The 26709-nt window shown below is 73.6% G+C and carries 28 protein-coding genes, 1 tRNA gene and 1 pseudogene; 16 read left to right on the top strand and 14 right to left on the bottom strand.

Going from position 1 to position 26709, the window contains the following annotated elements; all coding sequences use genetic code 11:
* Positions 1–164: 164 nt before the first annotated feature.
* A pseudogene (locus V6V16_RS08350) lies at positions 165–914 on the top strand (ice-binding family protein); the annotation flags it as partial.
* 55 nt (positions 915–969) lie between these two features.
* Here V6V16_RS08350 and V6V16_RS08345 read toward each other — a convergent pair.
* Positions 970–1302, bottom strand: coding sequence for a hypothetical protein (locus V6V16_RS08345; RefSeq protein WP_334561145.1), 333 nt, complete (start codon positions 1300–1302; stop codon positions 970–972).
* 540 nt (positions 1303–1842) lie between these two features.
* Positions 1843–4212: a glycogen debranching protein gene (locus V6V16_RS08340; RefSeq protein ID WP_334561122.1), complete on the bottom strand. Its 2370-nt coding sequence runs from the start codon at positions 4210–4212 to the stop codon at positions 1843–1845.
* A 627-nt stretch (positions 4213–4839) separates the two neighbouring features.
* On the opposite strand from V6V16_RS08340, the gene V6V16_RS08335 reads away from it, so the two are divergent.
* The 3 genes from V6V16_RS08335 (at position 4840) to V6V16_RS08325 (ending at position 5605) form a co-directional block, all read left to right on the top strand.
* Positions 4840–4911 (top strand) — tRNA-Lys (locus tag V6V16_RS08335).
* A 164-nt stretch (positions 4912–5075) separates the two neighbouring features.
* A complete protein-coding gene (locus V6V16_RS08330) occupies positions 5076–5351 on the top strand; it encodes a type II toxin-antitoxin system Phd/YefM family antitoxin (protein ID WP_334561121.1) in 276 nt (91 codons plus the stop codon).
* A complete protein-coding gene (locus tag V6V16_RS08325; protein ID WP_120328095.1) occupies positions 5348–5605 on the top strand; it encodes a Txe/YoeB family addiction module toxin in 258 nt (85 codons plus the stop codon). The genes V6V16_RS08330 and V6V16_RS08325 overlap by 4 nt, the downstream gene beginning before the upstream one ends.
* 173 nt (positions 5606–5778) lie before the next feature.
* Here the strand turns inward: V6V16_RS08325 and V6V16_RS08320 are convergent, their stop codons facing one another.
* Positions 5779–6894 carry an XRE family transcriptional regulator gene (locus V6V16_RS08320; RefSeq protein WP_334561118.1) on the bottom strand — a complete coding sequence of 372 codons (1116 nt, stop codon included), beginning with the start codon at positions 6892–6894 and terminating at the stop codon, positions 5779–5781.
* On the bottom strand, positions 6891–7592 hold the full coding sequence (locus tag V6V16_RS08315) for a hypothetical protein (RefSeq protein WP_334561115.1): 702 nt from the start codon (positions 7590–7592) through the stop codon (positions 6891–6893). Before V6V16_RS08315 ends, V6V16_RS08320 begins: the two co-directional genes overlap by 4 nt.
* Positions 7593–7896: 304 nt before the next feature.
* On the opposite strand from V6V16_RS08315, the gene V6V16_RS08310 reads away from it, so the two are divergent.
* The 3 genes from V6V16_RS08310 (at position 7897) to V6V16_RS08300 (ending at position 9954) form a co-directional block, all read left to right on the top strand.
* Positions 7897–8388, top strand: coding sequence for an anthrone oxygenase family protein (locus tag V6V16_RS08310; protein ID WP_334561113.1), 492 nt, complete (start codon positions 7897–7899; stop codon positions 8386–8388).
* Positions 8389–8496: 108 nt separating this feature from the next.
* Entirely contained in the window at positions 8497–8799 is a 303-nt protein-coding gene (locus tag V6V16_RS08305; RefSeq protein WP_334561112.1) for a hypothetical protein, read from the top strand.
* A gap of 72 nt (positions 8800–8871) precedes the next feature.
* The gene (locus V6V16_RS08300) at positions 8872–9954 is read left to right on the top strand and encodes an NAD-dependent epimerase/dehydratase family protein (RefSeq protein ID WP_334561111.1); all 1083 of its coding nucleotides are present in this window, start codon (positions 8872–8874) and stop codon (positions 9952–9954) included.
* Positions 9955–10022: 68 nt separating this feature from the next.
* Here V6V16_RS08300 and V6V16_RS08295 read toward each other — a convergent pair whose 3' ends face one another.
* The 3 genes from V6V16_RS08295 to V6V16_RS08285 all read right to left on the bottom strand — a co-directional run bounded on the left by V6V16_RS08295 (position 10023) and on the right by V6V16_RS08285 (position 12887).
* Positions 10023–10772, bottom strand: a complete 750-nt coding sequence (locus V6V16_RS08295) for a ZIP family metal transporter (RefSeq protein WP_334561109.1) — start codon at positions 10770–10772, stop codon at positions 10023–10025.
* Between the two features lie 42 nt (positions 10773–10814).
* On the bottom strand, positions 10815–12014 hold the full coding sequence (locus tag V6V16_RS08290; protein WP_334561107.1) for a GNAT family N-acetyltransferase: 1200 nt from the start codon (positions 12012–12014) through the stop codon (positions 10815–10817).
* A 153-nt stretch (positions 12015–12167) separates the two neighbouring features.
* Positions 12168–12887, bottom strand: coding sequence for a PP2C family protein-serine/threonine phosphatase (locus V6V16_RS08285; RefSeq protein WP_334561105.1), 720 nt, complete (start codon positions 12885–12887; stop codon positions 12168–12170).
* A gap of 63 nt (positions 12888–12950) precedes the next feature.
* Here V6V16_RS08285 and V6V16_RS08280 point away from each other — a divergent pair, with 63 nt between their 5' ends.
* Positions 12951–13988 (top strand): helix-turn-helix domain-containing protein, encoded by a 1038-nt coding sequence (locus V6V16_RS08280; RefSeq protein WP_334561103.1) that lies wholly within the window; start codon positions 12951–12953, stop codon positions 13986–13988.
* Between the two features lie 25 nt (positions 13989–14013).
* Here the strand turns inward: V6V16_RS08280 and V6V16_RS08275 are convergent, their stop codons facing one another.
* The gene (locus V6V16_RS08275) at positions 14014–14493 is read right to left on the bottom strand and encodes a helix-turn-helix domain-containing protein (RefSeq protein ID WP_334561101.1); all 480 of its coding nucleotides are present in this window, start codon (positions 14491–14493) and stop codon (positions 14014–14016) included.
* Between the two features lie 148 nt (positions 14494–14641).
* Here V6V16_RS08275 and V6V16_RS08270 point away from each other — a divergent pair, with 148 nt between their 5' ends.
* Positions 14642–15961 (top strand): benzoate/H(+) symporter BenE family transporter, encoded by a 1320-nt coding sequence (locus V6V16_RS08270; protein ID WP_334561099.1) that lies wholly within the window; start codon positions 14642–14644, stop codon positions 15959–15961.
* Between the two features lie 418 nt (positions 15962–16379).
* On the opposite strand, the gene V6V16_RS08265 is transcribed toward V6V16_RS08270, so the two are convergent.
* From V6V16_RS08265 to V6V16_RS08250, 4 genes are all read right to left on the bottom strand, one after another.
* Complete coding sequence (locus tag V6V16_RS08265; RefSeq protein ID WP_334561097.1) at positions 16380–16754, bottom strand: hypothetical protein; 375 nt, start codon at positions 16752–16754, stop codon at positions 16380–16382.
* A 51-nt stretch (positions 16755–16805) separates the two neighbouring features.
* Positions 16806–17054, bottom strand: a complete 249-nt coding sequence (locus V6V16_RS08260) for a hypothetical protein (RefSeq protein WP_334561095.1) — start codon at positions 17052–17054, stop codon at positions 16806–16808.
* Positions 17055–17135: 81 nt separating this feature from the next.
* On the bottom strand, positions 17136–17609 hold the full coding sequence (gene mscL, locus V6V16_RS08255; RefSeq protein WP_334561094.1) for a large conductance mechanosensitive channel protein MscL: 474 nt from the start codon (positions 17607–17609) through the stop codon (positions 17136–17138).
* A gap of 39 nt (positions 17610–17648) precedes the next feature.
* Positions 17649–18332 carry a FadR/GntR family transcriptional regulator gene (locus tag V6V16_RS08250; RefSeq protein ID WP_334561093.1) on the bottom strand — a complete coding sequence of 228 codons (684 nt, stop codon included), beginning with the start codon at positions 18330–18332 and terminating at the stop codon, positions 17649–17651.
* A gap of 50 nt (positions 18333–18382) precedes the next feature.
* On the opposite strand from V6V16_RS08250, the gene V6V16_RS08245 reads away from it, so the two are divergent.
* Entirely contained in the window at positions 18383–19651 is a 1269-nt protein-coding gene (locus tag V6V16_RS08245; RefSeq protein ID WP_334561091.1) for an MFS transporter, read from the top strand.
* 10 nt (positions 19652–19661) lie between these two features.
* On the opposite strand, the gene V6V16_RS08240 is transcribed toward V6V16_RS08245, so the two are convergent.
* The gene (locus V6V16_RS08240; protein WP_092381119.1) at positions 19662–20018 is read right to left on the bottom strand and encodes an STAS domain-containing protein; all 357 of its coding nucleotides are present in this window, start codon (positions 20016–20018) and stop codon (positions 19662–19664) included.
* A 163-nt stretch (positions 20019–20181) separates the two neighbouring features.
* On the opposite strand from V6V16_RS08240, the gene V6V16_RS08235 reads away from it, so the two are divergent.
* The 6 genes from V6V16_RS08235 to V6V16_RS08210 are packed head-to-tail and all read left to right on the top strand — an operon-like array spanning position 20182 to position 25786.
* Positions 20182–21039, top strand: coding sequence for an STAS domain-containing protein (locus V6V16_RS08235; RefSeq protein WP_334561087.1), 858 nt, complete (start codon positions 20182–20184; stop codon positions 21037–21039).
* Entirely contained in the window at positions 21039–21452 is a 414-nt protein-coding gene (locus V6V16_RS08230) for an STAS domain-containing protein (RefSeq protein WP_334561085.1), read from the top strand. The genes V6V16_RS08235 and V6V16_RS08230 overlap by 1 nt, the downstream gene beginning before the upstream one ends.
* The gene (locus V6V16_RS08225) at positions 21449–21868 is read left to right on the top strand and encodes an ATP-binding protein (protein ID WP_334561083.1); all 420 of its coding nucleotides are present in this window, start codon (positions 21449–21451) and stop codon (positions 21866–21868) included. The genes V6V16_RS08230 and V6V16_RS08225 overlap by 4 nt, the downstream gene beginning before the upstream one ends.
* On the top strand, positions 21865–22881 hold the full coding sequence (locus V6V16_RS08220; RefSeq protein ID WP_334561082.1) for a SpoIIE family protein phosphatase: 1017 nt from the start codon (positions 21865–21867) through the stop codon (positions 22879–22881). The genes V6V16_RS08225 and V6V16_RS08220 overlap by 4 nt, the downstream gene beginning before the upstream one ends.
* Before the next feature lie 35 nt (positions 22882–22916).
* The gene (locus V6V16_RS08215) at positions 22917–24245 is read left to right on the top strand and encodes an ATP-binding protein (protein WP_334561142.1); all 1329 of its coding nucleotides are present in this window, start codon (positions 22917–22919) and stop codon (positions 24243–24245) included.
* Between the two features lie 2 nt (positions 24246–24247).
* A complete protein-coding gene (locus V6V16_RS08210) occupies positions 24248–25786 on the top strand; it encodes a SpoIIE family protein phosphatase (protein ID WP_334561140.1) in 1539 nt (512 codons plus the stop codon).
* 78 nt (positions 25787–25864) lie between these two features.
* On the opposite strand, the gene V6V16_RS08205 is transcribed toward V6V16_RS08210, so the two are convergent.
* Complete coding sequence (locus V6V16_RS08205) at positions 25865–26701, bottom strand: AraC family transcriptional regulator (RefSeq protein ID WP_334561081.1); 837 nt, start codon at positions 26699–26701, stop codon at positions 25865–25867.
* Between the last annotated feature and the right edge of the window lie 8 nt (positions 26702–26709).

Here is a 26709-nt window from a genome sequence, read left to right as displayed (position 1 = left end):
GCCCGCCCGGTTCGGAGCGCTCGGGACGGCAGGTTGGGTCGCGGGGTCGACCTCGGCGGTGACCCGTTCGCCCGGGCGTCGCAGTCGCGGCGACGCCCCAGGTCCCAGCCCGGCGGCGTGGAACTCGCGGTTTGTCCCATTCTTGCCACTCCAGTAGCCCAAAGGTGCTTTTGTGGTCTTCGCGCTATTTATACCGCTTCGGGCAGGGCGTGAATCGTGAGACGCCTCCTGCGAGCAGTACCCACGGAGGGTGTTCTGTGAAAGTCATACCCATTCATCGTCTTCGGCGGGCAGCCCTGCCGGCGCTCGCCGCTGCCGCGGCTGCCGCAGTGGCCGCCACCCTGCTGCTCCTCAACTCGCCCGCCGCCCACGCTCAGGAAGCGCCGGTGGGCCTGGGGACGGCCGGCAACTTCTCCGTACTCGCCGGGGCGGAGCCCACCAACACCGGCCCGAGCTTCCTGGCCCAGAGCCTCGGGCGGTACCCAGGGAACACCGCGTCGGGCTTCGAGACGGCAACCATAGGCGGCGAGGTCCACCTAGGCGACGCGGTGGCTCTACAGGCCCAGAGCGACCTGACCACGGCGTTCAACGACGCCGCGGGCCGGACCCCGTTCACCGTCCTCCCCGCGGAACTCGGCGGCAACACCCTTAACCCCGGGGTCTACCGGATCGGGGCAGCGCAGCTGACCGGGCCGTTGACACTCAACGCCCAGGGTGACCCCCAGGCCGTGTTCATCTTCCAGGTCGACTCCGCGCTGACCACGGCGTCGAACAGCAGCGTCGTCCTCATCAACGGCGCTTCGCCCTGCAACGTGTTCTGGAAGATCGGCAGTTCGGCGACGATCGGCACGGGTACCACCTTCGTGGGCACCATCATGGCTCAGGCGTCGATCACTATGGCCACGGGCGCGACACTGCAGGGCCGCGCGCTGGCTCGAACCGCCGCCGTCACCCTCGACACCAACGTCATCACCGCCCCGCTGTGCGCCGGCCCGACCGGTCCGCCCGGCCCAAGCGGTCCGCCCGGCCCGACCGGTCCGCCCGGCCCAAGCGGTCCGCCCGGCCCGACCGGTCCGCCCGGCAGTCCCGGCGCTCCGGGTAGTCCTGGCGCTCCGGGTAGTCCCGGCGCTCCGGGTAGTCCTGGCGCTCCTGGCGCTCCTGGTAGTCCCGGTGCTCCCGGCAGTCCTGGCGCTCCCGGTGCTCCCGGCAGTCCTGGCGCTCCTGGTAGTCCCGGTGCTCCCGGCGCACCCGGCAGCCCCGGTGCTCCCGGTGCTCCCGGCGCTCCCGGCGCTCCCGGCGCACCCGGCAGCCCCGGTGCTCCCGGCGCTCCCGGCGCTCCGGGTAGTCCCGGCGCTCCCGGCAGTCCCGGTGCCCCAGGAGAACCCGACGACAACCCCGGAACCCTGCCGGTGACTGGCAGCGGCTCCGTCCCGGTCATGACGGGCACGGGAAGCGTCATGGTCGCCCTGGGCGGGCTCATGTTCTTCCTCTCGCGACGTCGCGCACAGCGGTCCTGATCGGGGCCCCGAGGGATCCCGACAGGGCGGGGTAATGCCACATCGCGTCTGATGTCGACCACCCTCCGAAGCGGACTGCCGCCCGGCTCGTCACGTCAAGCGGACCTTTCACAGGTTCGGACGCTGGCGGGTCGGGCGGCGGTCCGCTCGGCTCGGTCGGGTGGTTGGCAGGCGGAAGCGCCCACCACCACCGCCGGCAGGAGGCGCAGTGACCGCACCCCCGCGACCGCCGTCAGGCCGCCGACGCGTCGGAAACGGCCTCTGGCAAGGGCCGCGCTGCCCCCGTCGCGGAGAGCGGGAACCCCCGCCCTCCGCGACTGACGACCTACCGGGCGACGAGCAGCAGCAGCGACCGGCCGCCCAGCACGTACGTGGTGGAGGCGCCACCGATCCGGGCCTCGCTGCCGGGGCTGGCCACCTGGTCGGGCCCCTCCGCCCAGTTCGATGTGTCGGTGACGCGGTACCACTGCTTGCCCGGGGGCGGGGCGGGCAGGGTGAAGGTCACGCTGCCGGACCAGCCGTTGTAGGCGGCGTAGAGACCCGAGTCGCCGAACTCGCTGCCGTCGATGCGCCAGGCCAGCGCGTGGTTGTTGGCGTTGCCCCAGTACGCGCCGTCCGGCGACGTGCCCGCCGGGGTGAACCACTCGAGCTGGCCCAGTCCATTGCCGTTGGTGTCGGCGGCGGTGTAGAAGTTCGCCGGTCGTAGGGCGGGGTGCGCCTTACGGAAGGCGAGCAGCCGGCTGGTGAAGGTGGCGAAGGTCGTCTGGTCGGCGTCCGGGGTCCAGTCCAGCCAGTTCGCGCTGGAGTCCAGGTTGTAGGGGTTGTTGTTGCAGTTGGTGGTGCGCAGGTACTCGTCACCACCGGTCATCATCGGGGTGCCCGCCGACAGCATGAGGAACGCGTGGCCGTTGCGGGCTGCCCTGCGTTGGTCGGCGGCCACACCGCCCTGGTTCCACGAGATGTTGTCGTCGGATCCGCCGTCGGACGGACCGTACGGCCAGGGTTGGTTGTTGTTCTTGCTGTTGCAGGCATAGAGGTCCCGCAGGGTGAACCCGTCGTGGGCGACGATGAAGTTGACCGAGTTCCAGGGGCGCCTGCCGTCGTCGCCGTAGAGGTCGGACGACCCGGCGAACCGGTCGGCGAGGCTGGCCGGGGTGACCGCGTCGACGCCCATCTTGTTCTGGTCGCGCCGCAGGGTGTCGCGGTAGATGCCGTTCCATTCCGACCAGCCGGCCGGGAAGTTGCCGACCTGGTAGGTGTTGCCGCCGATGGCCCAGGGTTCGGCGATCCAGTCGACACCGGACCCACCGCCGGCCGGTCGGGCGGGCATCTCGGCGACCAGGCGGTTGAGGGCGGTGCCCGGGTCGGTCCGGCTGTAGTTGAAGCAGCCGTGCTGGCAGGTGTTGCCCAGCACGGACGCCAGGTCGAACCGGAAGCCGTCGACGCCGAGTGTGTCCTTCCAGTAGGCGACGGAGTCCACGATGAGGTTCTGCGCGGCGGGGTTGAAGGTGTTGTAGTTGCCACCGACGCCGGTGTTGTCCCAGGGGCTCTGCCGGTCGCCGGTCAGCGAGTAGTAGGTGGAGTTGTCCAGGCCGCGCCAGGAGAACAGGTTGTAGGTGTTCTTGTCGCCCTGTGGCCCGTCCTCGCCGGTGTGGTTGTAGACGACGTCCACGAGCACCTTGATGCCGGCGTCGTGGAACGCCTTCACCATGGCCTTGAACTCGGCGGTGGGACCCCCGGGGGACTTGTCGTAGGCGTAACGCCGGTCGGGGGCGAAGTAGTTGAGCGTCATGTAGCCCCAGTAGTTGTCGCCGGCGGTGCCGGTGGGGTCGACCTCGTGGGTGTCGTTCTGCGTCTCCTGAAGGGGCAGGAACTCCACCGCCGTCACCCCCAGCGACGCGAGGTAGGGGGCCTTGAGTCCGGCGCCCCGGTAGGTGCCGCGGTACGCCGAGGCGATCGTGGGATCGTTCCGGGTCAGGCCGCGCACGTGCACCTCGTACACGATGTCGTCCTTGAACGCCCGGGTGGGTTTCGTGCCGACGCCGCCGGTCGTCGGCCTGAGGACGATGCCCTTGGGGGCGAACGTGCCGGTGTCGACCGCGCGGTTGGCGCCGCTGCGGTAGCCGGCCACGTCGGGACGGCTCGGGGTCTGCGGGTCGTGGCTGATCTCCCGCGCGTACGGATCGATCAGCAGCTTGTTGGGGTTGAACCGGTTGCCGGCGGAATCGACGTCGGAGACGAATCCCGCCGTCGACCCCTTCGTCCAGCCGGCGTGGTACGGCCAGTTCGGCCCCCAGGCGCGGTAGCCGTAGTAGACCGTGCCGGTGATGCCGAGGCCGTTCAGCTCGGCGACGCTGATCGTCCTGGCGAAGATGCCGCCGCTGCCGGTCAGCACGTAGCTGGCCCGTTCCTGCGCGCCGGTGGCGGCACTGTAGAGGTAGAGCGCGATCCGGGTGGCCGTCGCCGAGCGGACGCGGAAGGTGATGTCGCTGGCGGCCCCGTTGTAGCGCGCGCCCAGCGCCTGCCCGTCGATCGTGGCCTGGGCCGCCGGTGCGGAGACCAGGCCCGAGGGCAGTACGCCGGTCAGGCCGACCAGCATCGCGACGATCAGGGCGAGACTTCGTGGTGCGGGTCGGGGGGACGTCCTCGGCTCCGTGGCCTCGGTGAGCGGCTCGGAGCGCGATTGGGGGTTCATGCGGAAGACCTCCTCGCGGGGGCGGGATGTGGGGCGAGGAGGTCGGCAGCGGGCCCATCCGCCGACCATCGATCAATGCAAGTCCTTGCAATGTTTCCAGGACGCTACCATCCAGGAACATCAAAGTGAACGGGCTCGATGCTTCATGTGCGGGCGCGGCGGGATGGCGAGGTGCCGTGCGCTCTGGAAGGTGTTGCAGAGCCAGCAAGAAGTCGACGTCCCGGGGATGCTCGGCTCCGTACCGGTCGTGACCCTCGCTTCGGTCGCCCCACCGTCAGCACGCCGAAGCTCGGCCGACTGGCTTCGCTGACAAGTCGACCGGATCAGGGCGGCCCTAGCCATCTGGGCCAGGGGATGTCGCCCGCAAGCGTCAATCGGAACTCGACGGCCACGTCCGCTGCCCCCTTCAGTCCCGCGCACGATCTGCACGATCAAACGGCCTGGGGTCACCGCCAAAGGCAGGCAGCTTGAGGCGCTGGAGAGAACGTCTGGGGCGGGTTTGTGGTAGCGCGTCAAGGTAATCGGGCGATAGCCTGTGTCGCAGCGGACGGGCCAGATTCCCAGCGGATCCGCACCTTGGCGGACAACAACTCGCAGCTGGATGATCGGGTAGCCTGGTGGCGCTGCGGGCCGCTAGCTCAATGGCAGAGCTGTGGACTTTTAATCCATAGGTTCAGGGTTCGAGTCCCTGGCGGCCCACTCCTCCGCAGGTCACCGCCCCCTGGTGGGGTCGCTTGCGTCGTGATCTTGGCTTGCACAGCTACGATGTACAGCAGCACCTGTGGATCCACCGCCAGGTCGACCAGGGACGAGACGCAGGCCCGCCCAAGGTACAATTTCCTGTACTCGCCCTGGAGGTGGTCATGCGGACCGTCAACTTCACCCAGCTACGGCAGAACCTGGCCGCCGAACTCGACAGCGTCATCAACGACGCGGAGGAAGTGGTGGTGACCCGGTCGGGCCACGAGCCGGTGGTCATCGTGCCGCTTGCGGAGTACGAGGCGATGAAGGAGACCGAGTACCTCCTTCGCAACCCGGCCAACGCCGCAGCCCTGCGCCGCTCGATCGCGGAGCTTCAAGAGGGCGACACGGCCGAGCGGGGCCTGATCGACCCGGCCACCGTGCGGGACGTCGCGTGAGGCTGGTCTTCACCGCGACGGCCTGGAATCAGTACCTCAGCCACACCGACCGAAAGCTGGTCAAGCGCATCAACGACCTCATCGCGGACGTGATGCGCAACGGATACGAGGGCATCGGCAAGCCGGAGCCCCTTCGGGGAGAGCTGTCCGGCTTCTGGTCCCGCCGGATCGATCGCGAACACCGGCTGGTGTATCGGATCACGAAGGACGACGTCGAGATCATCGCCTGCCGCTACCACTACGGCGACAGGTGAGCGGACCGCACTGACCGGTGCGCCACCCTGGTCGACCACGGCGACGATCAGTGGGTCTGGGACAGCCACCACGTCGAGCCGATCGTGCCCGACCCCAGGGTGCCGGGCTGACCGACCCGTTCCGAGCAGGAGGCCGACGCCCGAGGGTCGGCCGGTGCCGACCTGCTCCCGTCTCAGCCTCCCGTGGCCAGTCGTAGTTCGGGGAGGCGTTCGCTGGCGGCGTCGATCACCGTGCGGGCGAGGGCCGTCGGGAGGCCGGCCTGCGCCGCCAGGCTCTCCGTCGTCACCCGCTGCTGGCCGAGGAGTTCGACGGCCCGGCCCAGCAGGGAGGGCTGCTCCCGGGGGCCGAGATCACCCGGCTCGGGATGACCCCACTGGGCGAGCAGGCTCATGCCCCGCCGGTAGGTGTGGTCCCGGTACACGCCCAGGTCGTGGCCCCGGTAGACGAGCGCCTTCAGGCTGATGCCCCAGCGGCGCTTCAACTCGTGCAGCCGGTCGAAGTCGAGGCGGGCCGGCAGCTCCGCGGCCAACGCGGGGCTGGGAGCGAGGAACTCGGAGGCGAAGGCGGTGGCTTCCCGCTCCAGGATCTGGCTGCCGGGCTCGGCGTCGTGGTGCAGCAGCAGATGACCGAGTTCGTGGGCGGCGTCCATCCGGGAACGGGCCCGGTCGTTCTTGGCCGGGTTCAGGAAGACGAACGGCCGCTGGCCGTACCAGTGCGAGAAGGCATCGACCCGCTCCGAGGCGTCCGGCAGGGACAGCACGATCACCCCGTGTGCCTCCAGCAGCCGTACGGTGTGCGGCACCGGCCCGTCGTCGAGCCCGAACTCCCGGCGCGCCGCCGCGGCGGCCGCGCGGATGTCCTCGGCCCGCGCCGGTTCCGGCAGATCCAGCTGGGGCAGCCGCAGCTCGGGCAGCCGCAACTGCCGGCTCAGCACCTCCACCACCCGCCAGGCGACCTCGCCGAACGCCTCCGCCTGGTCCCGCTCCGCCTGGCTGGTGGCCCGCAGACTACGGAAGTGTGCACGCCCCGGCGACGCCGGAGCGGGAAAGCCGGCGGCGAAGAACTCGACCGGCATCGTCAACGCCAACGCCAGCCGGGCCAGCACCGCCGCCGACGGACGGGCCTGCCCCAGCTCGTACTGGCTGACCGCCGCCGCCGTGACCCCGACCTGCCGAGCCAACTCGTTCTTGCGCATCCGCCGCCACCGGCGGGCCAACCCGAGGGCGTGCGGCTCGAACGCCGCGACGGCCACGCTGGCCGACAGCGGCGCACGGGTTCCCCCGGTCACGCCGATCGGCCGGCGGCAGCACCGAGAGTACGACCGCCGGCGCGGCCGGGCAGCAGCGTCTCGATCGGCAGCTCGGGAACCGGCAGCTCGTCGTGCCGCTGCCTCGGTACGCCGGTGGCGTCGCCGACGACCGGCAGCGGCGTACCCACCGTGACCGCGTCACCGAACCAGAGCATCACCTCGAACCACGGCGACCCGCCCTCACGGTTGTCCCGGGGCAGCCCGAGGTACGCCGTCGCCTCCCCGGTCGCGATGTCCCCGGTGTGCGCGACGCGCAGATGCCGCTTCGGCGGCACCACACCGGCGAAGACCTCCGGGAACTGCTCGTCGTCGTCGAAGGCCAACTGGCCGTCGCGGCTGTTCTCCACCGCCCCGCCCAGCCGGGCCTCGCTACCCTCCCACCGGATCGACTCGATCCCACCCTGCAACGAGTAGAGCCGCACCACGTACCCGGCGCAGAGGATCTCCAGGGAGTTGTCCTCCAGCCGGACCCGCACCCCGTCGACACCGTCGAACGTCGCCTTGCCCAGGTTGGTCAGGTTGCGCCACACGGTGGTGCCGAAGCTCATCGCGTCGTCGCCCAGCTCCGGCTCGTGCCGGTCGGTGGCCCGTCGGTACACCTGCCGGATCAACCCGCCCAGCGGCTCCAGCACGCCCCGCTCGTCCAGCACCGCCACCGCGTCGTCCAACAGGCCCATGCGGGGAAATCTAGCCGACGCCGCAGTTGATGTTGCGAAAATCAAGCGCTCGACACGCCGGAGATCCGAACCCCATCCAACCTCGCGCGTCCTCACGCCGTCCTCCGTGCCGGGCGAGGGGAACCTGGGTGGCCGTGGGCCACCGATTACGGCCGCCGCGGATGGTGCAGAGCGCCACGACCGGGGGCCGCAAGTGCAAGATCGACGCCGGGAGGCGCTGGCGACGAGGGTAAAGGGCGGGGCGGGTGTGGCGGGGGCGGCGCCGGGCGGTTGACTGGTGGGACGAACCGGGGGAGGACCACCGATGACCGAGTCGATCCGCGTCGCCGTACTGGCCGGGGCGACCCTGACCACCGGGCTGGTGGCGGGGCTGTTCTTCGCGTTCAGCTGCGCGGTCATGCCGGGACTGGCCGGGACCGACGACCGGACGCTGGTCGGCGCCATGCAGTCGATCAACCGGAGGATCCTCAACGGCTGGTTCCTGGGCGCCTTCCTCGGCGCGCCGCTGCTGCTCGCCGTGGCCGCCGCCGCGCACCTGGGCCGGGGCGGTGCGGTCCTGTTCTGGACCCTCGCCGCGCTGGCCTGCTACCTGGTCACCTTCGGGGTCACCGTGCGGCTGAACGTGCCGCTCAACGACCGGTTGGAGGTTGCCGGCCCGGTGGACGGCATCGTCGACCTGGCCGAGGCGCGGGCCCGGTTCGAGGCGGCCTGGGTGCGGTGGAACCTCGTCCGCACGGTCTCCTCGGTGGCCGCGTTCGCCTGCCTGGTCGCCGCCCTGCTGACCCGGAGCGGCTGACGCCGCCGCGCCCGAAGGCCGCCCTGCCGAGACGTGGGCCAGCCGCGCCGCCGGGCGTCGGGGGCGGGGCAGGAATGGGCGGGCCCGTGCGGGGGAAGACGTGTCCGCATGAGGATGAGCAGCGCCCCGGCCGTGGCGGCCTCCAGCGAGGAGACGGGCCCGGACGGCGTACGGGAGCCGGCCGGCGAGGTGCACGCCTGGCTGCCCGGGCAGAACCAGACCGTCTGCGGGCTCCCGCTCAGCCGGACCCGGCTGCGCCGCTTCCCGCACGTCCGGTTCGAGTACGGCTCGACGGATGTGCTCACCGAGGCGGACCCGGTCGGCTGGATCTGCCCGCGCTGCCTGGCCGCCTCCGCCGGCCGCCGACGCGACGGGAAGAAGAACTGGGTCCGCCACGCGCCCCGGCCCTGACGGCGGCGGAACGGCCACCGACGGTCGTCGCGCGGCGCGATTGACTCGTGGCTGACCGGGTACGGGTCAGACATGCGGATCGTGGTGGTGGGGGCGACCGGCAACGCGGGCACCGCCCTGTTGCGCCGGCTGCGGCGGGAGCGCGGAGTCGACCTGGCGGGGGTGGTCCGCCGGCTGCCGGGGGCGGACTGCGGTGAGCCGTACGACCAGGTGGAGTGGCACTCCTGCGACATCGGGCTGCCCGGTGCGGCCGGCCAGCTAGCCGAGGTCTTCGCCGGCGCGGACGCGGTGGTGCACCTCGCCTGGCAGATCCAGCCCAGCCACGACCAGCGGGTGCTGCGCCGGACCAACGTCGGCGGCAGCGCGGCGGTGATCGAGGCGACGGTCCGCGCGGGCGTGCCGGCCCTCGTGTACGCGTCGTCGGTCGGCGCCTACGCGCCCGGCCCGAAGGACCACCCGATCTCGGAGCGCTGGCCGGCGACCGGGGTGCCCGGCTCGTCGTACAGCCGGGACAAGGCCGAGGTGGAGGCGCTGCTCGACCGGGCGGAGCGGGAGCACCCGGGGCTGCGGGTGGTGCGGCTGCGGCCCGGCCTGAACTTCCAGCGGGCGGCGGCGACGGAGATCACCCGCTACTTCCTCGGCCCGTTCGCACCCGTCCGGCTGCTGCGCTTCGGCCGGATCCCGCTGGTGCCGGCGAACCGGCGGCTGCGGATGCAGGCGGTGCACACCGACGACGTCGCCGACGCGTACGCCCGGGCGGTCCTCGGTGACGCGCGCGGCGCGTTCAACGTCGCCGCGGACCCGGTGCTCTCCCCGGAGCTGGTGGCCCGGCACTTCCACGGCTGGACGGTGCCCGTGGCCGCCCCGGTGCTACGCGTCGCCGCCGCGCTGACGTGGCGGGCGCGCCTGCAACCGGTCGACGCCGGCTGGGTGGAGCTGGCGCTGCACGCGCCGCTGATGTCGAGCGAGCGCGCCGAGACGGAGCTGGGCTGGCGGCCGCGCCACGACGCGGTGAGCGCGCTGCGGGAACTCTTCGCCGGGATGGCCGAGGGCGCGCACACCGCCAGCCCGCCGATGTCGGCGGACAGGGACCGCCCCGGCCGCCCCGCGGCCTTGCTGCGCGGCCGCCCCGCCGGTCACGGCAACCCCTACTGACCCACGCCGCCGCTGCCGGGCCGCGCCGCGCCGCAAGCGGTGGCCGGGCGCGCGGGAGCGAGCCCCGGTCAGGGGCGGGACAGGGCGAACGCGGTCAGGAAGCCGGCGACGGTGACGAGGCCGACCAGCAGGTGGGCGCTCTCGAACGCCTCCGGCACCATGGTGTCGGTGATCATCGCGAGGATCGCGCCGGCGGCCAGCGCGGTGATGGCGGCGAGCGCGGCCGGCGGGGCGTCGCCGAGCAGCGTGAAGCCGGCGACCGCCGCCAGGCCGCTGACCAGGGTGATGATCGACCAGAGCGCGAAGACGAACCGTCGGGACCGGCCGGCCGCCCGCATCCCGGCCGCGCTGGAGAGGCCCTCCGGCACGTTGCTGAGGAAGACCGCGACCACGGTGACCAGGCTGACCGGCCCGCCGGCCAGCAGGCTGGCGCCGATCACCACCGACTCCGGTACGCCGTCCAGCAGCGCGCCGACCGCGAGCGCCGAGCCCGAACCGGGCCGCTCGCTCTCCGAGGGCTGCTGGTCGCCGGAGCGCTTGCGGTGCTGCGCTCCGCGGCGGGCGAGGGCCAGGTTGGCCAGGGTGTAGGCCGCCGCCCCGCCGGCCGCGCCGAGGGTGGTGGGCAGTAGCCCACCCTTCTCGTGTGCCTCGGCGATCAGCTCGAACGAGACGGCGGAGAGGAGCACCCCCGCCCCGAACGCCATGACCGAGGCGATGATCCGCTGCGGCACCCTGACGAACCAGCCCACGGCCGCGCCCAGCAGCAGGGCGGACCCGGCCAGCAACCCCCAGGCGCCCGCCTGCGACCACTCCGGCATTCGCAGCACCGTACCCCGCGCCGAGCCCCGGGAAGCGTCGTATCAGAAGTCGGCGAAGAGGTAGGGGGCCTGGCGGGGGAAGAGGCGACGCAGCTCCGCGGCGGCGTCCACCGGCACCTCGCCCAGCCCGCGCAGGCCCACCTCGACCGGGTCCAGCACGCCGTACACCAGGGCGGAGACACCGGCGGCGGTCAGCGTGGCGGCGGGCGGCGAGCCCACCGTGGCGGCGGCGCCGGTGACCAGCTCCAACCTCCCGGTCGTGCCGTCCAGCAGGTACGAGCCGGCCAGCCACCGGTCGCCGGTCAGCTCCACCCGGACCCGACCGGGCCCGACGGGCAGCCCGGCCAGCGCGTCGACCGCGAGCAGCCGGGCCATCGGCGCGGACGAGCCGGGCCGGGCCACCCGCGCCTCGACGTGCACGGCCAGGTCGGTCAGCCACAGCTCCGGCAGCTCGTCGGCGGGGATCTGGACCGTGATCCGCTCCACCTGGTCGACGTGCCGGGCGAAGAACTGCAACATCAGCGCCCGGGCGAGCGGATCGGTGACGAGCAGGTCGTCCGCCGCCAGCGTGCCGCCGTGGTCGTCGATGCGGTAGGTCACCGCGCCGGTGATCGTGCCGCCGCTGCGGGCGGTGAGCAGCCAGTGCTCGTCGCGGTCGCGCAGCCCGACGTCGCGGTAGCCGGGGAAGATCGAGAAGCCGTGCCGGTCGTTCAGGCACCGCTCGGTGAAGGCGCGCCAGTCCCGGTAGCCCTCGCCGATCCGTTCCCAGCCGACCTCGCCCGGCAGGTCGGCGGCGAGCAGCTCGCCCAGGTCGGCCGGCGAGAACGCGGCGGTACGCGGCTTCGGCAGCCCCACGTAGCCGAACCGGGCGTAGAACGACGGCCGGAACGGGTAGAGCGCGCTGAGCTGGTGCCCCTCGTCGCGCATCTCGTCGAGGAGCTGGTGCAGCAGGGTGCGTACGTGCCCCTTCCGGCGGGCCAGCGGGTGGCTGGAGACCCCGGCGACGCCCGCCATCGGCAGCACCTCGCCGCGTACGTTCTGCCGCATCGGGATGGCCGAGGCCGCGGCCAGGGTGGTGCGGCCCTCCTCGACGACCAGCGTCCGGTTGCCCTCGTTGTAGGGCAGGTAGCCGCGGAACTCCTCCGCCCGGGCCACGCTGCGCGGCGACGCCTCGAAGGCGTACGCGCCGAGCGCGAAGCTGGTGGTCAGTCTTTCCTCGGCGCTCACCCGGCGGACGGTCATCGGTCCATCCCAACGTGCCTCGGCGGTCGCCGCAACCGCAATCGCCGGTGGGAGGGCCGGCGGACGGTCATCCGACCGCGTAGTCCCGCTGCCGACCGAAGGCGGCCCGCGGGCCGCCCCCGCTGTCGCGCCCGCGAGGAGGCGACGACCCGCTCAGGCGGCGACGACGTCGGAGACCACGACGGTGACGTTGTCCGGCGCGCCGGCCTGGTGGGCGAGCTTGACGAGCTGCTCGCCGCACTGGTGGCGGTCGCCGTACGTGCCCAGCGCGGCGGCGATCGTGCCGTCCTCGACGTAGTCGGAGAGACCGTCGCTGCACAGCAGCAGCCGGTCGCCGGCCACGACCGTCAGCACCCCGACCGCCGGGGGCGTGTCCGAGCCCTGCACGGCCCGGGTCACCAGGGACCGCTGCGGGTGGTGGCGCGCCTGCTCCGGCGAGAGCGCCCCCTGGTCGACCAGCGCCTGGACGAAGGTGTCGTCCCGGGTCAGCTGGGTCAGCTCCCCGTCGCGCAGCAGGTAGCAGCGGGAGTCCCCCACCTGGGCCAGCACCAGCGCGTCCCCGGCGAGCAGGGCGGCGGTCAGCGTCGTACCCATGCCGTCGCGCGCCGGGTCGACGGAGATGGCGGCGGCGATGCGTCGGTTGGCGGTGCTCACCACGGCCCGCAGCGCGTCGGCCGCCTCACCGGGGGTGGTCGGCGGGCTCAGCTCGTCCAGGATCCGGATGACGATCTCGCTCGCCACCTCGCCGGCGGGCAGGCCGCCCATGCCGTCCGCGACCGCGACGAGGCGGTCACCGGCGAGTGCGGAGTCCTCGTTGTTGGTGCGGACCAGGCCGATGTCGTTGATGATGGCCGAGCGGAGGATCAGCGTCATGGGGTCAAGCTTGCCAAGAACACCCTCCCGCCGTCTCTACGCACTACTGCGTAGGGTTGGGGAATGATGCCGGTGTCGATGGTCGGACGCGCCGGCGAGCTGGCCGAGCTCGACCGGGCGTGGTCCACCGTGGTCGCCGCGCGACGCTCCGCGCCGACCGTCGCGGTGATCACCGGTGCCGCCGGGGTGGGCAAGTCTCTCCTGGTCGCGGCCGCCCTGGACGCGTTCAGCCCTCGACCGGCGGTGGTGCTCTCCGGTGCCGCGCGGGTGCACAGCCCCGCCCCGTACGACTGGTTGGCCGCCGTTCTCACGGGCCGGGACACGAGCGGGCTCGATCTTCCGCCGGACGCGCTGGCGTGGCTCGCCCAGCAGCCGACCGCGCCGCGCGAGCGCTACGCGCCGGGCACCCTCCTGCGGCTCGCGGTGCGGGTCGTCCGGCTGCTGGTCGCGTCCGGCCCGGCCGTGCTGGTGGTGGAGGACCTGCACGCCCTCGACCCGGCCAGCCTGAACCTGGTGGGCGAGCTGGCCACCGCCGTGGACCTGCCGGCGCTGCTGGTGGTGGCCGGCCGGCCCCCCGAGGACGCGGTCGCGCCGGATCTCGCGGCCCGCGCCCTGGCCCGCCTCTGCGGCGTCCGGGGCGCCGTCCGCCAACATCTCGGACCGCTGCTCCCGGCCGAGGTCGCCGAGGTGCTGACCCAGGTGTACGCGGACCCGCGCCCGTCCGGCCGGCTGGTGGCCGCCGTCTGGCGGCGCACCGGCGGCAACCCGTACGCGCTGACCGAACTGCTCGCCGCACACGCCGGCCGGGGCCCCGAGGCGCTGCTCCGGCCGGCGTCCGTTCCGCGTCCCCAGCGGGTGGCGCCGCACCGGCCGACCGGCCCGGCCGACGCCGAGCTGACCGGGCGGGAGATCGAGGTGCTGGGCTGTCTGGTCGCCGGGATGTCGAACAAGCAGGCGGCCCGGGCGCTCGGCATCTCGGTGCGGACGGTCACCGTGCACGTCTCCAACCTGCTGCGCAAGACCGGGTCGGCGTCGCGCACCGAGGCGGCGATCTGGGCGGTGCAGCGGCGGCTGCCGGTGCCGACGCCGGTCGACGGCTGAACCAGCGGGGCCGGTGCCGGGCGGGTCAGCGGCGGGGGTAACGCAGCAGGAGGCTGGCGGCGACCTCCTGCTCGCCGACGGCGGCGTACACGTGCGGCACGTCCGAGGCCCAGCGCAGGTGCCCGCCGGCGGCGGCGGTCAGCGGCGCGTCGGCCGGGCCGGCGCGCAGGACGCCGGCGAAGACGGTGACGTGCTCGGTGACCCCCCGCTGGTGCGCGGGGGAGAGCTGCCCCGGGCCGGGCGCGACCCGCATCCGGTACAGCTCGTAGGTGGCGTCGGAATCCTCGAAGACCTCAAGCAGGGTGGCGCTCACCGCGGCGCCGCGGACGGTCGGCCCGGCGGTCGACTCCGCGGCCGGGGCGGAGAGCACGGCCGTCAGCGGGACGCCGAGCTGCGCGGTGATCGCGTAGAGCGTCTCCAGGGTCGGGTTGCGGGTGCCGTTCTCAAGCCCGGAGAGGGTCGCCTTTCCCACCCCGGCGAGCCGGGCGAGGGTGGAGAGCGACATCCCCCGCTCCTCGCGCAGGGCGCGTACCCGGCAACCGACGGCCCCGGCGCCCGGATCGGGGGCCGAACGGTGGACTGGTGACGTCTGCGGCACCCCGCTATGGTGCTACAGGTTCGTGTTCCGTAAACGGAACGATCGGGGGACGGGGATGGCGGGACGCTCGCAACCGGTGCTGGCCGGCGTGGTCACCGCGCTGGTGGGATTCGCCAGCTCGTTCACGGTGGTGCTGGCCGGCCTGCGCGCCGTCGGCGCCTCGGACGCGCAGGCGGCCTCCGGGCTGCTCGCGGTGTGCGTGGCCTCCGGGGTCTCCGCCGTCTGGCTGGGCCTGCGGCACCGGATCCCGATGAGCGTCGCCTGGTCCACCCCGGGCGCGGCGCTGCTCGTCGCCACTGGCGCGATGCCCGGCGGTTGGCCCGTCGCCGTCGGGGCGTTCCTGGTCTCGGGCGTGTTGATCGTGGCGGCCGGGCTCTTCCCGGCGCTCGGGCGGGCCGTCGCGGCGATCCCCCGACCGGTCGCGGGCGCGATGCTGGCCGGGGTCCTGCTGCCGCTCTGCACCGCCCCCGTCCGCGCGCTGGTCGAGGTGCCCCGGCTGGCCGTCCCCGTGGTGCTGGCCTGGCTGCTGCTGCACCGGTTCGCCCGACGGTGGGCGGTGCCGGGAGCGCTGGTCGTCGCGGTGGCGGCGATCGCTCTGACCGCCCCGGTGTCCGGGCTCGGCGGCGCGGGGCTGCTGCCCGCGGTCGAGTTGACCGCCCCGGCCTGGAACGTCTCCGCGATGGTGGGCCTGGCGCTGCCGCTCTTCCTGGTCACCATGGCCGCGCAGAACGTGCCCGGGATGGCGGTGCTGGTCGGCTACGGCTACCGGCCGCCCTTCGGCGCCGCGCTGCGGGCCACGGGGCTGACCACCCTCCTCGCCGCCCCCGCCGGCGGACACGCGGTCAACCTCGCCGCGATCACCGCCGCGCTGGCCGCCGGCCCGGACGCCCACCCGGACCCGGACCGCCGCTGGATCGCCTCGGTCACCGCCGGGACCGGGCTGGCCCTGCTGGGGCTGGGCGCCGGGGCGGCCACCGCGCTGGTCGCGCTCGCCCCGCCGGTGCTGATCGAGGCGGTGGCCGGGCTGGCCCTGCTCGGCGCGCTGGCCACCGCGCTCACCTCGGCCCTGGCCGAGCCGGCGGCCCGGGAGGCCGCGGTGGTCACCTTCGTGGTGACCGCGTCCGGCGTGACGCTGGTCGGCGTGGGCGGCGCGTTCTGGGGCCTGGTCGCCGGCGGGCTGATGCTCCTGCTCTTCCGGCACCGCCCCGCCGGGTCGGGCACGGCTGAGTCGGGCACGGCCGGGTCGGGCACGGCCGGGTCGGGCGCGGCTGAGTCGGGCGCGGCTGAGTCGGGCGCGGGCGGGTCGGTCGCGGCCGGGCGGGATTCCGTCGCGGTGGGCTCGTCGCCGAGCGGCGGCGGGGCCGGCGGCACCTGACCGTCCACGCGCTTTCGAGCTGAGTCGGCTACGACATCACGGCACCGCCCCGGCCACCGCCGCCGCCGCTGTGCCGGCTCGTCCGGCTCCGGCCACCGCCGCTGTGCCGGCTCACTCGGCCCCGGCCCGCCGCCATCGCTGTGCGGGCCATCCGGCTCCGCCGCCGCCCGGGCGCCCTGGCTTGGCGCCGCCGCCCCGCAGCTCTCCTCGACCTTGCCCGGCGCCTTGCCTCGGCCCCGCTCCGGCACCCGGAGCGAGCCCGGGTGCGGCGGCGTGGCGCGGGTTCCGGCGAGGCGTCCGGGCGGCCGGAGGGCGTTGAATCGTCTACGACATCAGCTCGAAAGCGTGCGGCGGGTATGCCATCCGGCGTCGTGTCGGGCGCGGATGGGCGCCGCTGACGCCGGGGCGGGGATCCGGCTCACTCCTCGGACGGCAGGTCGCGGGCCGGGACGTCGAGGCGTACCTGGCCGTCGGCCACGGCGCCGATCTGCTCGGCGAGCACGTAGACGGCGCCGGTGCGGACCAGTTCGGTGGAGACCTTCAGGTAGCCGCTGTGCAGCAGGCGGGCCGCCAGGTCGGCCGGCACGTCCGGCTCCTCGACCGCCGTGGACTCGATCAGCTCGTCCAGGCTGCTGCCCGGGTCGGCGGTCGGCGCCTGCACGGTCACCGCGTTCGGGTCGCCCCGCTGGACGAGGTCGACGGTGCCGACCTCGGTGCCGTCGACGTCGACCACCCGCATGCCCGTGGTGACCCGGGAAACTGCCGCCTGTCGCTCGGTGCCCTGCTGCTCCATCCTGGAGCGGTTCCCGGCCCCCGCTCCGGCTAAACCGTCAGCGCGCCGGCCTCACGCCTCCGGCGTCCAGGCGCTGGGCGGCCGGGGGGAGAGCTCGCGCCACGTGTCCGTGCCCTGGAGCAGCGCCCGGACCGTCTCCTCGGCCTCGTCGGCGGTGCCGTACTCGTAGAACCGGGAGACGCCCTCGGAACCGCCGGCGCGCTGCTCGACGTGCCACCGGTCGGCGTCCACCCGGAGGAAGACGTCGCGTCGGGCCAGCCGGCCCCATTTCCCGTTCCACCAGTGCTTCCGCTGCTCCATGGCGGGACTCTATCGAACAGGCGTACGAAAATGGGTGGCCCCTGCGGGATTCCCGCAGGGGCCGATGTGCGTGTGCCGGGTTCAGCGCTGGGTGGGCGGTTCCTCCCGGCGACCGAGCACGTCGTCGAGCGCTCCGCGCCGCTGCCCGGGGGTGGCGTGACCGGCGGCGACCAGGGCGTCCCGGATCTCGGTGAGCAGCTTGACCTCCTCGCTCGGCGCGCTCGGCGGCGGCTCCTCGCCCCGCCTGCGCCGCTCGGCCAGCTTGTTCATCGGGAAGACCACGAGGAAGTAGAGGGCCGCCGCGGTGAGCAGGAAGGTGATCAGCGCGTTGATGAAGCTGATCCAGTCGAACTCGATGCCACGGATCTTCCACGCGGCTCCTTCGAGCCCGTTGCTCTTGCCGGTGAGCAGCAGGACGAAGAGCCCGATCAGCGGCTTGAGGAACGCGTTGGTCAGCGACGTGACCACCGAGGTGAACGCGGCGCCGATGACGACACCGACCGCCAGGTCGACGACGTTTCCGCGCATGATGAAGTCTTTGAAGCCCTTGAACATCCATACTCCCGAGGTGTCCGGTCCGTGGTCCGGCACAACCTATGCCCCGGGCGAGGGCTCCAGAAAAGCGCCGGCCTCGATCGCCGCGCGGTCCGGGTCGCCGGCCCGGATCGCCTCGACCAGCCGGGAGTGGTCGACGTAGCGCTCCGGCTCCAGCGCGTCGCCCATCGACTGGGCGACGGTGCTGCGCAGCGCGGCCCCGACGGAGGCGTACAGCTCGGCGAGCATGCCGTTGTGCGCCGCCGCGACCACGGCGGTGTGCAGCGCGGCGTCGGCCTCCACGAACTCGTCGACCCGGCCGCCGCGCCAGGCCGCCTCGCGGGCGGCGAGCGCGCCGTCGAGGGCCGCCAGGTCCCCGGGCGTACGCCGCAGCGCGGCGAGCCGGGCGGCCTCCACCTCGAAGGCGCGGCGCACCTCGACCACCTCGACCACCCGGTCGTCGGTGAGCCTGCGGGCCACCACGGGGGCCAGCTCGTCGGTCGACACCACGTACGTCCCGGAGCCCTGCCGGCACTCCAGCACCCCGGCGTGCACCAGCGCCCGGACGGCCTCGCGGACCGTGTTGCGCCCCACGCCGAGCGCCGCGACCAGCTGCGGCTCGGTGGGGATCCGCCCGCCCACCGGCCACTCGCCGCCCAGGATCCGCTCCCTGAGCTGCGCGATGGTCTGCCGCACGCGGTGCCCCCGGGGCGGTGTGGCGACGGAATCAACCGACGGTGGCACTGGTTACATCACCGGCCCGAAATTCATCCCATGATTGTAGGTTCGAAGCCATGACCCCGCCACCCACCGTCGCCCCGGCGGCCCCCACGCCGCCGGCCGCGCCCGCGCCGGCCGCCCCCGCGCCGGCGCGACCTGTCGCCGGCGGCCTGCTCGTGCTCGCCGGCATGCTGCTCGTCGCGCTCAACCTGCGGGCCGCGATCACCAGCCTGGGCGCCCTGCTGGACGAGGTGCGTGGCGGCCTCGCGCTCTCCGGGGCGATGGCCGGGTTCGTCACCACCCTGCCCGCGCTGGCCTTCGCCGTCTTCGGGGCGCTCACCCCCCGGCTGGTCCGCCGGCACTCGCCGGCCCGGGTGCTGGTCGTGGCGATGCTGATCCTCGCCGCCGGGCAACTGGTCCGCGTCGGCACGAACTCCGCGCTGGTCTTCATCGCCGGCAGTGCCCTCGCGCTGGCCGGGATCGCGGTGGCGAACGTCCTGCTCCCGCTCCTGGTGAAGCAGTACTTCCCGCACCGCGTCGGGCTGGTCACCGGGGCGTACTCGATGGCCTTGACGGTGGGTTCCACGGTGGCCGCCGCGGCGGCGGTGCCGGTGGCGCACCTCTTCGGCTCCTGGCGGGCCGGGCTCGCCGTCTGGGCCGGGCTGGCGCTGGTGGCCGTACTCCCGTGGGTGCCGCTGGCGCTGCGGGCGCGCGCGGCCCGACGGGCGGCGACCGCGGCGGCGGTGGCGCCCCGCCCTGCCCGGATCCGGCCGGGACGGACCCGACTCGGCTGGGCGATGGCGGTCTACTTCGGGACGCAGTCGCTCGGCGCCTACGCGATCATGGGCTGGCTGGCCCAGCTCTTCCGCGACGCCGGCTACCGGCCGCAGGACGCCGGGCTGCTGCTCGCCGGGGTGACGGCGCTGGGCGTGCCGATCGCGCTGCTGATGCCGACCCTGGCCGGCCGGCTGCGCACGCTGCACCCGCTGGTGCTGACGCTCTCGGCGGCCATGGTCCTCGCCTACGTCGGGCTGGCCGTCGCGCCGCACGACGGGGCGCTGCTCTGGATGGTGCTGCTCGCCATCGGGCAGAGCGCGTTCCCGATGGTCCTGGCCACCATCGGGCTGCGCGCCCGGAGCGCCGAGGGGACGGTGGCGCTCTCCGCCTTCAGCCAGAGCGTCGGCTATCTCATCGCGGCCCTGGGGCCGCTGCTGGTGGGCATCCTCTACGGGACGACCGGCGGGTGGACCGCCCCGATCGGCTTCCTGCTGGCGGCCCTCGCCGTGCAGACGGGCGCGGGCATGGTGATCGCCCGCCCCCGGTACGTCGAGGACGAGGCGTGAGCGCGGAGCGTCAGGAGCTGGCGGGCGTGGGGTCGCCGGCCACGGCCTGGTCGACCGTCGGGTAGGTGTGCAGCACCTCGACGAGGCCGCTCACCTCGAGGATGCGCAGCACGCCCCGCTGCGGGGCGGCCAGCCGCACCACGCCGCCGGCCTCGTCGCAGCTGTTCTTGGCGCGGACGAACACCGACAGCCCGGTGGAGTCGCAGAACGAGACGTTCGCCAGGTCGAAGACGAGCCGGCTCCGGCCCTTGTCGAGCAGGTCGGTGATCTGGTCCTGCAACTGCGGTGCGGTCGCCATGTCCAGCTCGCCCGCGACCGATACGACGACCACGTCGCCGCGCTGTTCCGTGTGCACCGTCAAGGACATTCGCCAGACCTCCTGTTATCGGGGAAACGGTATCCCACGACCGGGGTGGTACGCAGAACGGGAGCCGGTATCCGGTGGGCAGCCTCATTCATTTGCCACGCGGCAAGTAGCTCCCCAGCCCCCGGTGATAGAGTCCGCCGTCCAGGTCGAAGGGGGTTCCACCATGGCGCTGAGCGCCGAGGAGAGCAGCCGGCTGGCCGGTCTGCTGACCGGTCACGCCGAGCGGGTCACGCAACGCTGGACGGAGATCGTCGCCGCTTCGCTGCGTGGTCGGCTCAGCCAGGGGGAGCTGCGCCGGCAGGTGCGGGAGCTGCACTCTAGCATCATCACCGCCGGGGAACTGGGCGCCGTCGATCTCGAGTCCGAGCAGGCCACCGAGCTGCGCGCCGTGCTGTCGGAGCTGTCCCGCGGGCGCGCCCGCCAGGGCTTCTCCGCCTCCGAGACCGCCGTCAGCGTGTTCGCGCTGAAGGAGGTGCTGCTGGAGCTGCTGGAGACCGAGGACGGCCCCGACAAGCTCCGCGACTACGTCGCCTTCTCGACGCTGATCGACCAGATGGGTCTCTTCACCTTCGAGAGCTTCGTACGCACCCGGGAGAGCCTCATCGCCGACCAGGCGGAGCAGCTGCTGGAGCTCTCCACCCCGGTCGTGAAGCTCTGGGAGGGCGTGGTGGCCGTGCCGCTGGTCGGCACCCTCGACTCGGCCCGCGCCCAGGTGGTGATGGAGCGGCTGCTCCAGACCCTGGTCGACACCGGCTCGCCCTACGCGATCATCGACATCACCGGCGTACCGGCGGTGGACACCCAGGTCGCCCAGCACATCCTCAAGACCGTGGTGGCCGCCCGGCTGATGGGCGCCGACTGCATCATCTCCGGCATCCGACCGCAGATCGCGCAGACCATCGTGGCCCTGGGCATCGAGTTCGGCGACATCGCCACCAAGTCCAGCCTCGCCGACGCGCTGCGACACGTGCTCCGGCTCACCGGGGTCGAGACCAGCCGCCGCCAGCGCCGGGAGGCCTGATGGAGCGGGTGCCGATCCTCAAGATCGGCGACATCCTGCTGGTCTCCATCCAGCTCGACATGTCCGACCAGACGGCGGTCCAGCTCCAGGACGACCTGGCGGAGCGAATCGTCGCCACCGGCTGCCACGGCGTGATCATCGACATCACCGCCCTGGACATCGTCGACTCGTTCGTCGGGCGGATGCTCTCGACCATCGCCTCGATCTCCAAGGTGCTCGACGCGGAGACGGTGGTGGTCGGCATGCGCCCCGCCGTCGCCATCACCCTGGTCGAGCTGGGCCTCTCCCTCAACGGCATCCGGACCGCGCTCAACGTCGAACGGGGCATCGAGCTGATCGCCGCCGCGCGCGGCGACGAGCACGAGTTCGCGTTCGACGACGAGGCGGACGCCGAGCCGACGGCGTTGTCATGACCGCCGGTGTCGACCTGGGCCAGCCGCAGGCGCAGGCGATCCGCAGCGACGAGGACGTGGTCCGCGTCCGGCAACTGGTGCGTACGGTGGCGGTGGCGGTCAAACTCTCGCTGGTCGACCAGACCAAGGTGGTCACCGCGGCCAGCGAGCTGGCCCGCAACACCCTGGTCTACGGCGGCGGCGGCATGGTCGAGGTGTCCACCGTGGACAACGGCCGGCGGCGGGGCGTGCGGATCGTCTTCGCCGACTCGGGCCCGGGCATCGCCGACCTCGACCTGGCGCTCACCGACGGCTACACCACCGGTGGCGGGCTGGGCCTCGGGCTGAGCGGGGCGCGCCGACTGGTCGACGAGTTCGACATCCAGACCGCCGTCAACGAGGGAACCCGGATCACGGTCACGAAGTGGTCCCGATGAACGACGAGGTCTCCGACCGCGGAATCTGGTTCCGGGTCGAGAGCGGAGGTGCGGCCAGCGCCGTGCGGCGGGCCGCCGAGCGGCTCGGCGTCCAACTGGACATGAGCGAGGCCCGCATCGCCGACCTGGCCATCGTCGCCGCCGAGCTGACCAGCAACCTGGTCAAGCACGCCCGGGACGGGGTCCTGCTGCTGCGGCCCGTCCGGCGTGAACGGGAGGCGGGCGTGGAGCTGGTCGCCATCGACGCCGGGCCGGGGATGGCCGACCTCACGGCCTCCTCGCAGGACGGGCACTCCACCGCCGGGACGCTCGGCATCGGCCTCGGCGCGATCGTCCGGCAGGCGAACTGGTTCGACGGCTACTCCCGGCCGGAGCGGGGCACCGTCCTCGCCGTGCAGGTCTGGCCGGGGCGCGACGGCGGGCACGAGCGGCCCTGGGTCGGCGCGCTGAGCCGGCCACTGACCGGGGAGTCGGTCAGCGGGGACGGGTACGCCTGGCGGGTCGTCGAGGGCCGACGCCAGGTGCTCACCTGTGACGGCCTGGGGCACGGGCCGCTCGCCTCCGCCGCCACCGACGCCGCGCTCGACGCGTTCCGCAGGGCTCCGGCGGGGCCGCCGGCGACGGTCGTCCAGCACCTGCACCGCGCGATGTCGCACACCCGGGGCGCGGCGCTGGCCGTGGCCGAGCCGGACCCGGCGGCCGGGCTGCTGCGCTACTCGGGGCTGGGCAACATCTCGGCCGCCGTGCTCGGCGCGGACGGCAAGCGGCGGGGCCTGGTCTCGCTGCCCGGCATCGCCGGGCACCAGCGACCCTCGGTCCGGGAGTACGACTACCCGTTCGAGGCCGGCGCCCTGCTGGTGATGCACAGCGACGGGGTGGTCGACCGCTGGCAGCTCACCGACTACCCGGGTCTCGTGGACCGTTCCCCCCTGGTGGTGGCCGCGACGGTGCTGAGGGACGCCGGTACCCGTCGCGACGACGCCTGCGTCCTGGTCGTGCGGGCGTGGCCGTGACGGGGCAGGGGCCCGCCGGGGCGCCCCTGTTGCAGATGGCGCTGCGGGTCGAGCACGACATCTTCGTCGTCCGGCAGCGGGGTCGCGAGGTCGCCGCCGCGGTGGGGCTGGAACACCAGGACCAGGTACGCATCGCCACCGCGCTCAGCGAGGTCGCCCGCGATCTGCTGCGCGCGGTCGGCGGTGCGGACGTGACATTCTCGGTCGTCGAGGAGACGCTCGACGGCAGGCGCCACCTCCAGGTGGACCTCGCCCCCGTGCGTCCGCTGCCCGGCGGGCGGTACGAGCCGCAGTCCGGCGCGGTGGCGCGGTTGGTGGACAAGTTGAGCACGGTGGCGGGGGAGGGGGATACGGTCGTGAGGATGTCCCGACGTGTCCCGGTCACCGCAGCGGCGCTGACTCCCGAGCGTCTGGCCGAGCTGCGGTGTGAGCTCGACCAGAACGCCCCGGGCAGCGCCCTGGACGAGCTGGCGGCCCAGAACGGCCAGCTGATCGCCGCCCTGGACGAGGTGCGCAGCCAGCGCGACGAGCTGGCCGTGCTGAACGAGGAGCTGGCCGAGACCAACCGGGGCGTGATGGCGCTCTACAACCAGCTCACCGAGGAGCTGGAGGAGACCAACCGCGGCGTGGTGGCCCTCTACGCCGAGCTGGACGAGAAGTCCGCCCAGCTCCGCGCGGCCAGCGAGTCGAAGAGCCGGTTCCTGGCGAACGTCAGCCACGAGCTGCGGGCGCCGGTCACCGCGATCATGGGGCTGGGCCGGCTGCTGGGGGATTCCGCGTCGGACCCGCTCACCGCCGAACAGGCCCGCCAGGTCGGGCTGATCCGTTCCTCCGCGAGCGACCTGCTCACGCTGGTCAACGAGCTGCTCGACCTGGCCAAGGCCGAGTCGGGCCGGATCGAGCCCGACTGGGCCGAAGTCGACCTGCGACCGATCTTCGGCCAGTTGCGCGGCACGCTGCGGGCACTGGCACCCCGCGCCGGGGTGGAGCTGGTGGTGGAGGAGCCGCCGATGCCGGCGACGCTGCGCACCGACGAGGTGCTGCTCGCCCAGGTGCTGCGCAACCTGCTGCACAACGGGCTCAAGTTCACCGAGCGGGGCGAGGTACGGCTGCGGGCGGAGCGGTGGAACGACCAGTGGTCCCTCACGGTCTCCGACACCGGCGCGGGCATCCCGCCGGAGCTGCACGAACGGATCTTCGAGGAGTTCTACCAGGTGCCCGGCGCGACCCGGGTCGGCGGCACCGGCCTCGGCCTGCCCTACGCGCGACGGCTGGTGAACCTGCTCGGCGGCAGCCTGGTGGTGTCCAGCGAGCCGGGCCGGGGCAGCACGTTCACGGTCACCCTGCCCATAGGCGGAGCGTGACGGTGGAGGGCGGCCCGGCGACGGTGCTGGTGGTCGACGACAGCCCCACCAAGCGTTACCTCCTGGTCAGCTGGCTCTCCCGCGCCGGCTTCGCGGTGCTGGAGGCGGAGAGCGGGGGCGAGGCCCTGGCCCGGGTCGGGGTGGACCCGATCGACCTCGTGGTGCTCGACGTGCGCCTGCCCGACCTCAACGGCTTCGAGGTCTGCGAGCGGATCAAGGCAGCACACCCGGCGATGCCCGTCATCCACGTCTCCGCGCACGCGGTGGACGTGGTGGACCGGGCGCAGGGGCTCACCCGGGGCGCGGACGCGTACCTGGCCGAGCCGATCGAACCGGAGGAGCTGGTCGCCACCTCCCACGCGGTGCTGCGCTACTACCGGGCCCGGCAGCGCGCGGAGCTGCTCGCCGAGCGGCTGCTGGGGCTGGCGGACACCACCGTGGCGGTGCACTCCGCGCCGAGCTTCGCGCGGCTGCTGGAGGCGGCGGCGGCCGGCGCCGCGCGGATCTTCAAGAGCCCGGCGGCGGTGATCGCCGAGACGTTCGACGGCGACTGCATCGCCGGGGTCGCCAGCGGCCCCGACGCCACGGCCGTGGTCAGGCCGTGGGTCGTGGACGACACCGGGGTGCCGACCGGGACGACGGTCCGGGTGGACGAGCCGACGGGCTGGGGCCTGGTCGACTGGCCGACGGGCGACACCGTCACCGTGGCCGCCGCGCGGCTGCGCGAGGACCGCGCGCCGCTCTACGTCGTCGTACCCACCGCCACGCAGACCGCCCGTACGCCGGTGCTGGTGCAGCTCGCCCAGGCCGTGGCGGCGGCGGTGGAGGCGCAGCGCTCCTTCGACGAGGAGCACCGCATCGCGGTCACCCTCCAGCGCAGCCTGCTGCCCCGCCGGGTCCCGGAGGTCAACGGCCTCGACATGGCCGTCCGGTACGAGCCGGCGAGCGCGCAGACCGAGGTGGGCGGCGACTTCTACGAGCTGGTGATGCTCGACGGCCACCTGCTGCTGGCGATCGGCGACGTGGCCGGTCACTCGCTGCACGCCGCGACGGTGATGGCCGAGCTGCGGCACGCGGTGCGGGCGTACGCGGTGGAGGGGCACCAGCCGGGCGAGATCCTGCACCGGGTCAACGAACTCATGCGCACCCTGCTCCCCGACGAGCTGGCCACGATCTGCGTGCTGCTGCTGCACCCGCCCAGCGGCCGGGTCCGGCTGGCCAGCGCCGGGCACCTGCCGCCGGCGCTCAGCATCGACGGCAAGGTGGAGTTCGTGCAGCACTCCGCCCCGCTGCTCGGGGTCCGCGCGCCCCGGCCGCCCGACCTGGAGTTCGTGCTGCCCGCCGGGGCGACGCTGGTGTTCTACACCGACGGCCTGATCGAGCGGCGCGACAGCACGATCGACGACGGGCTGGCCGCCCTGGCCGGGGTCGCCAGCCGGGTCGACGCCGACCTGGACCGGTTCTGCGAGCGGCTCCTGGTCGAGCTGGCCCCACCGGAGATCCACGACGACGTCGCCGTGGTCGCCCTCCGCCGCCGCTGACCGTCGGGCGTGCCAGCGGGACTCGGCGGCCCCCGGGACGCGCCGGCCTCCCCGCGCCCGGAGCGGCGGGTGCGCCGGTCAGCCGAGCGACCGGGCGTACGCGGCCGGGGAGACGCCGGTGACGGCGGTGAACTCCCGGACCAGGTGGGCCTGGTCGCTGTAGCCCAGGTCGAAGGCGAGCGCCGCCCAGTCCTGCGGCCCGCCGGCGGCCTGCTCGATCGCCTCCTGGAGCCGGTAGCGCCGGATGACCCACTTGGGGCCGACGCCGACGTACTCCAGGAAGAGCCGCTGCAACCGGCGGACGGAGCTGTCGTGCCGCCGGGCGAAGTCGCTCACCCGCAGGATGTTCCGGTCGGCGCGGATCTTCTCGACCAGCGCGATGACCTCGTCGGCGACCGGGTCCGGCTCGGGCGCCCAGGCGGTGAGGAAGGCGTCCAGCGCGGCGCAGCGCTCGTCGTCCGTACCCTCGCAGACCGCGCCGCCCACGGCGGGCCGCGGGGGTGCGCCGGCACCGGTCGGGTCGGCGGCGCCGGGGCCGGTGGTGGTGAGGGGCAGGCGCCGCCCGGTCAGCTCGGCGACCGACCGCCGCCAGTAGGGCCGGAAGCCGCCCGGGCGGAACTGGACGCCGCAGACCTGGCCGCTGCCGGCCAGCGTTATCGAGAGCAGTCGCAGCCCGACGCCGGCGATCTCGGCGGTCTCGGGGGCGTCGTCGTGACGGGCGAAGACCATGTTCACCGCGGGATGGGGCACGACCCGCTGCACGAACGGCTCGGTCAGCCGCCAGTCGACGAGCCAGTAGTGCTCCACATAGGGCAGTAGCGCGGCGGCCGGCAGGCAGCGGCGGAGCCGGACCCGCCGCAGCAACCGGTGGGGGTCCAGAATTCCCCGGCTGTCGCGGCGCGGCTGGTGTCGCATTTCTTCAA

Origin of the sequence: Micromonospora sp. CPCC 205561 (genome assembly GCF_036906775.1) — a bacterium.
In the GTDB taxonomy this organism is placed as follows: Bacteria; Actinomycetota; Actinomycetes; order Mycobacteriales; family Micromonosporaceae; genus Micromonospora.
The sequence above is the reverse complement of the archived record's forward strand: the minus strand, read 5'-3'. Positions and strand labels throughout refer to the sequence as shown.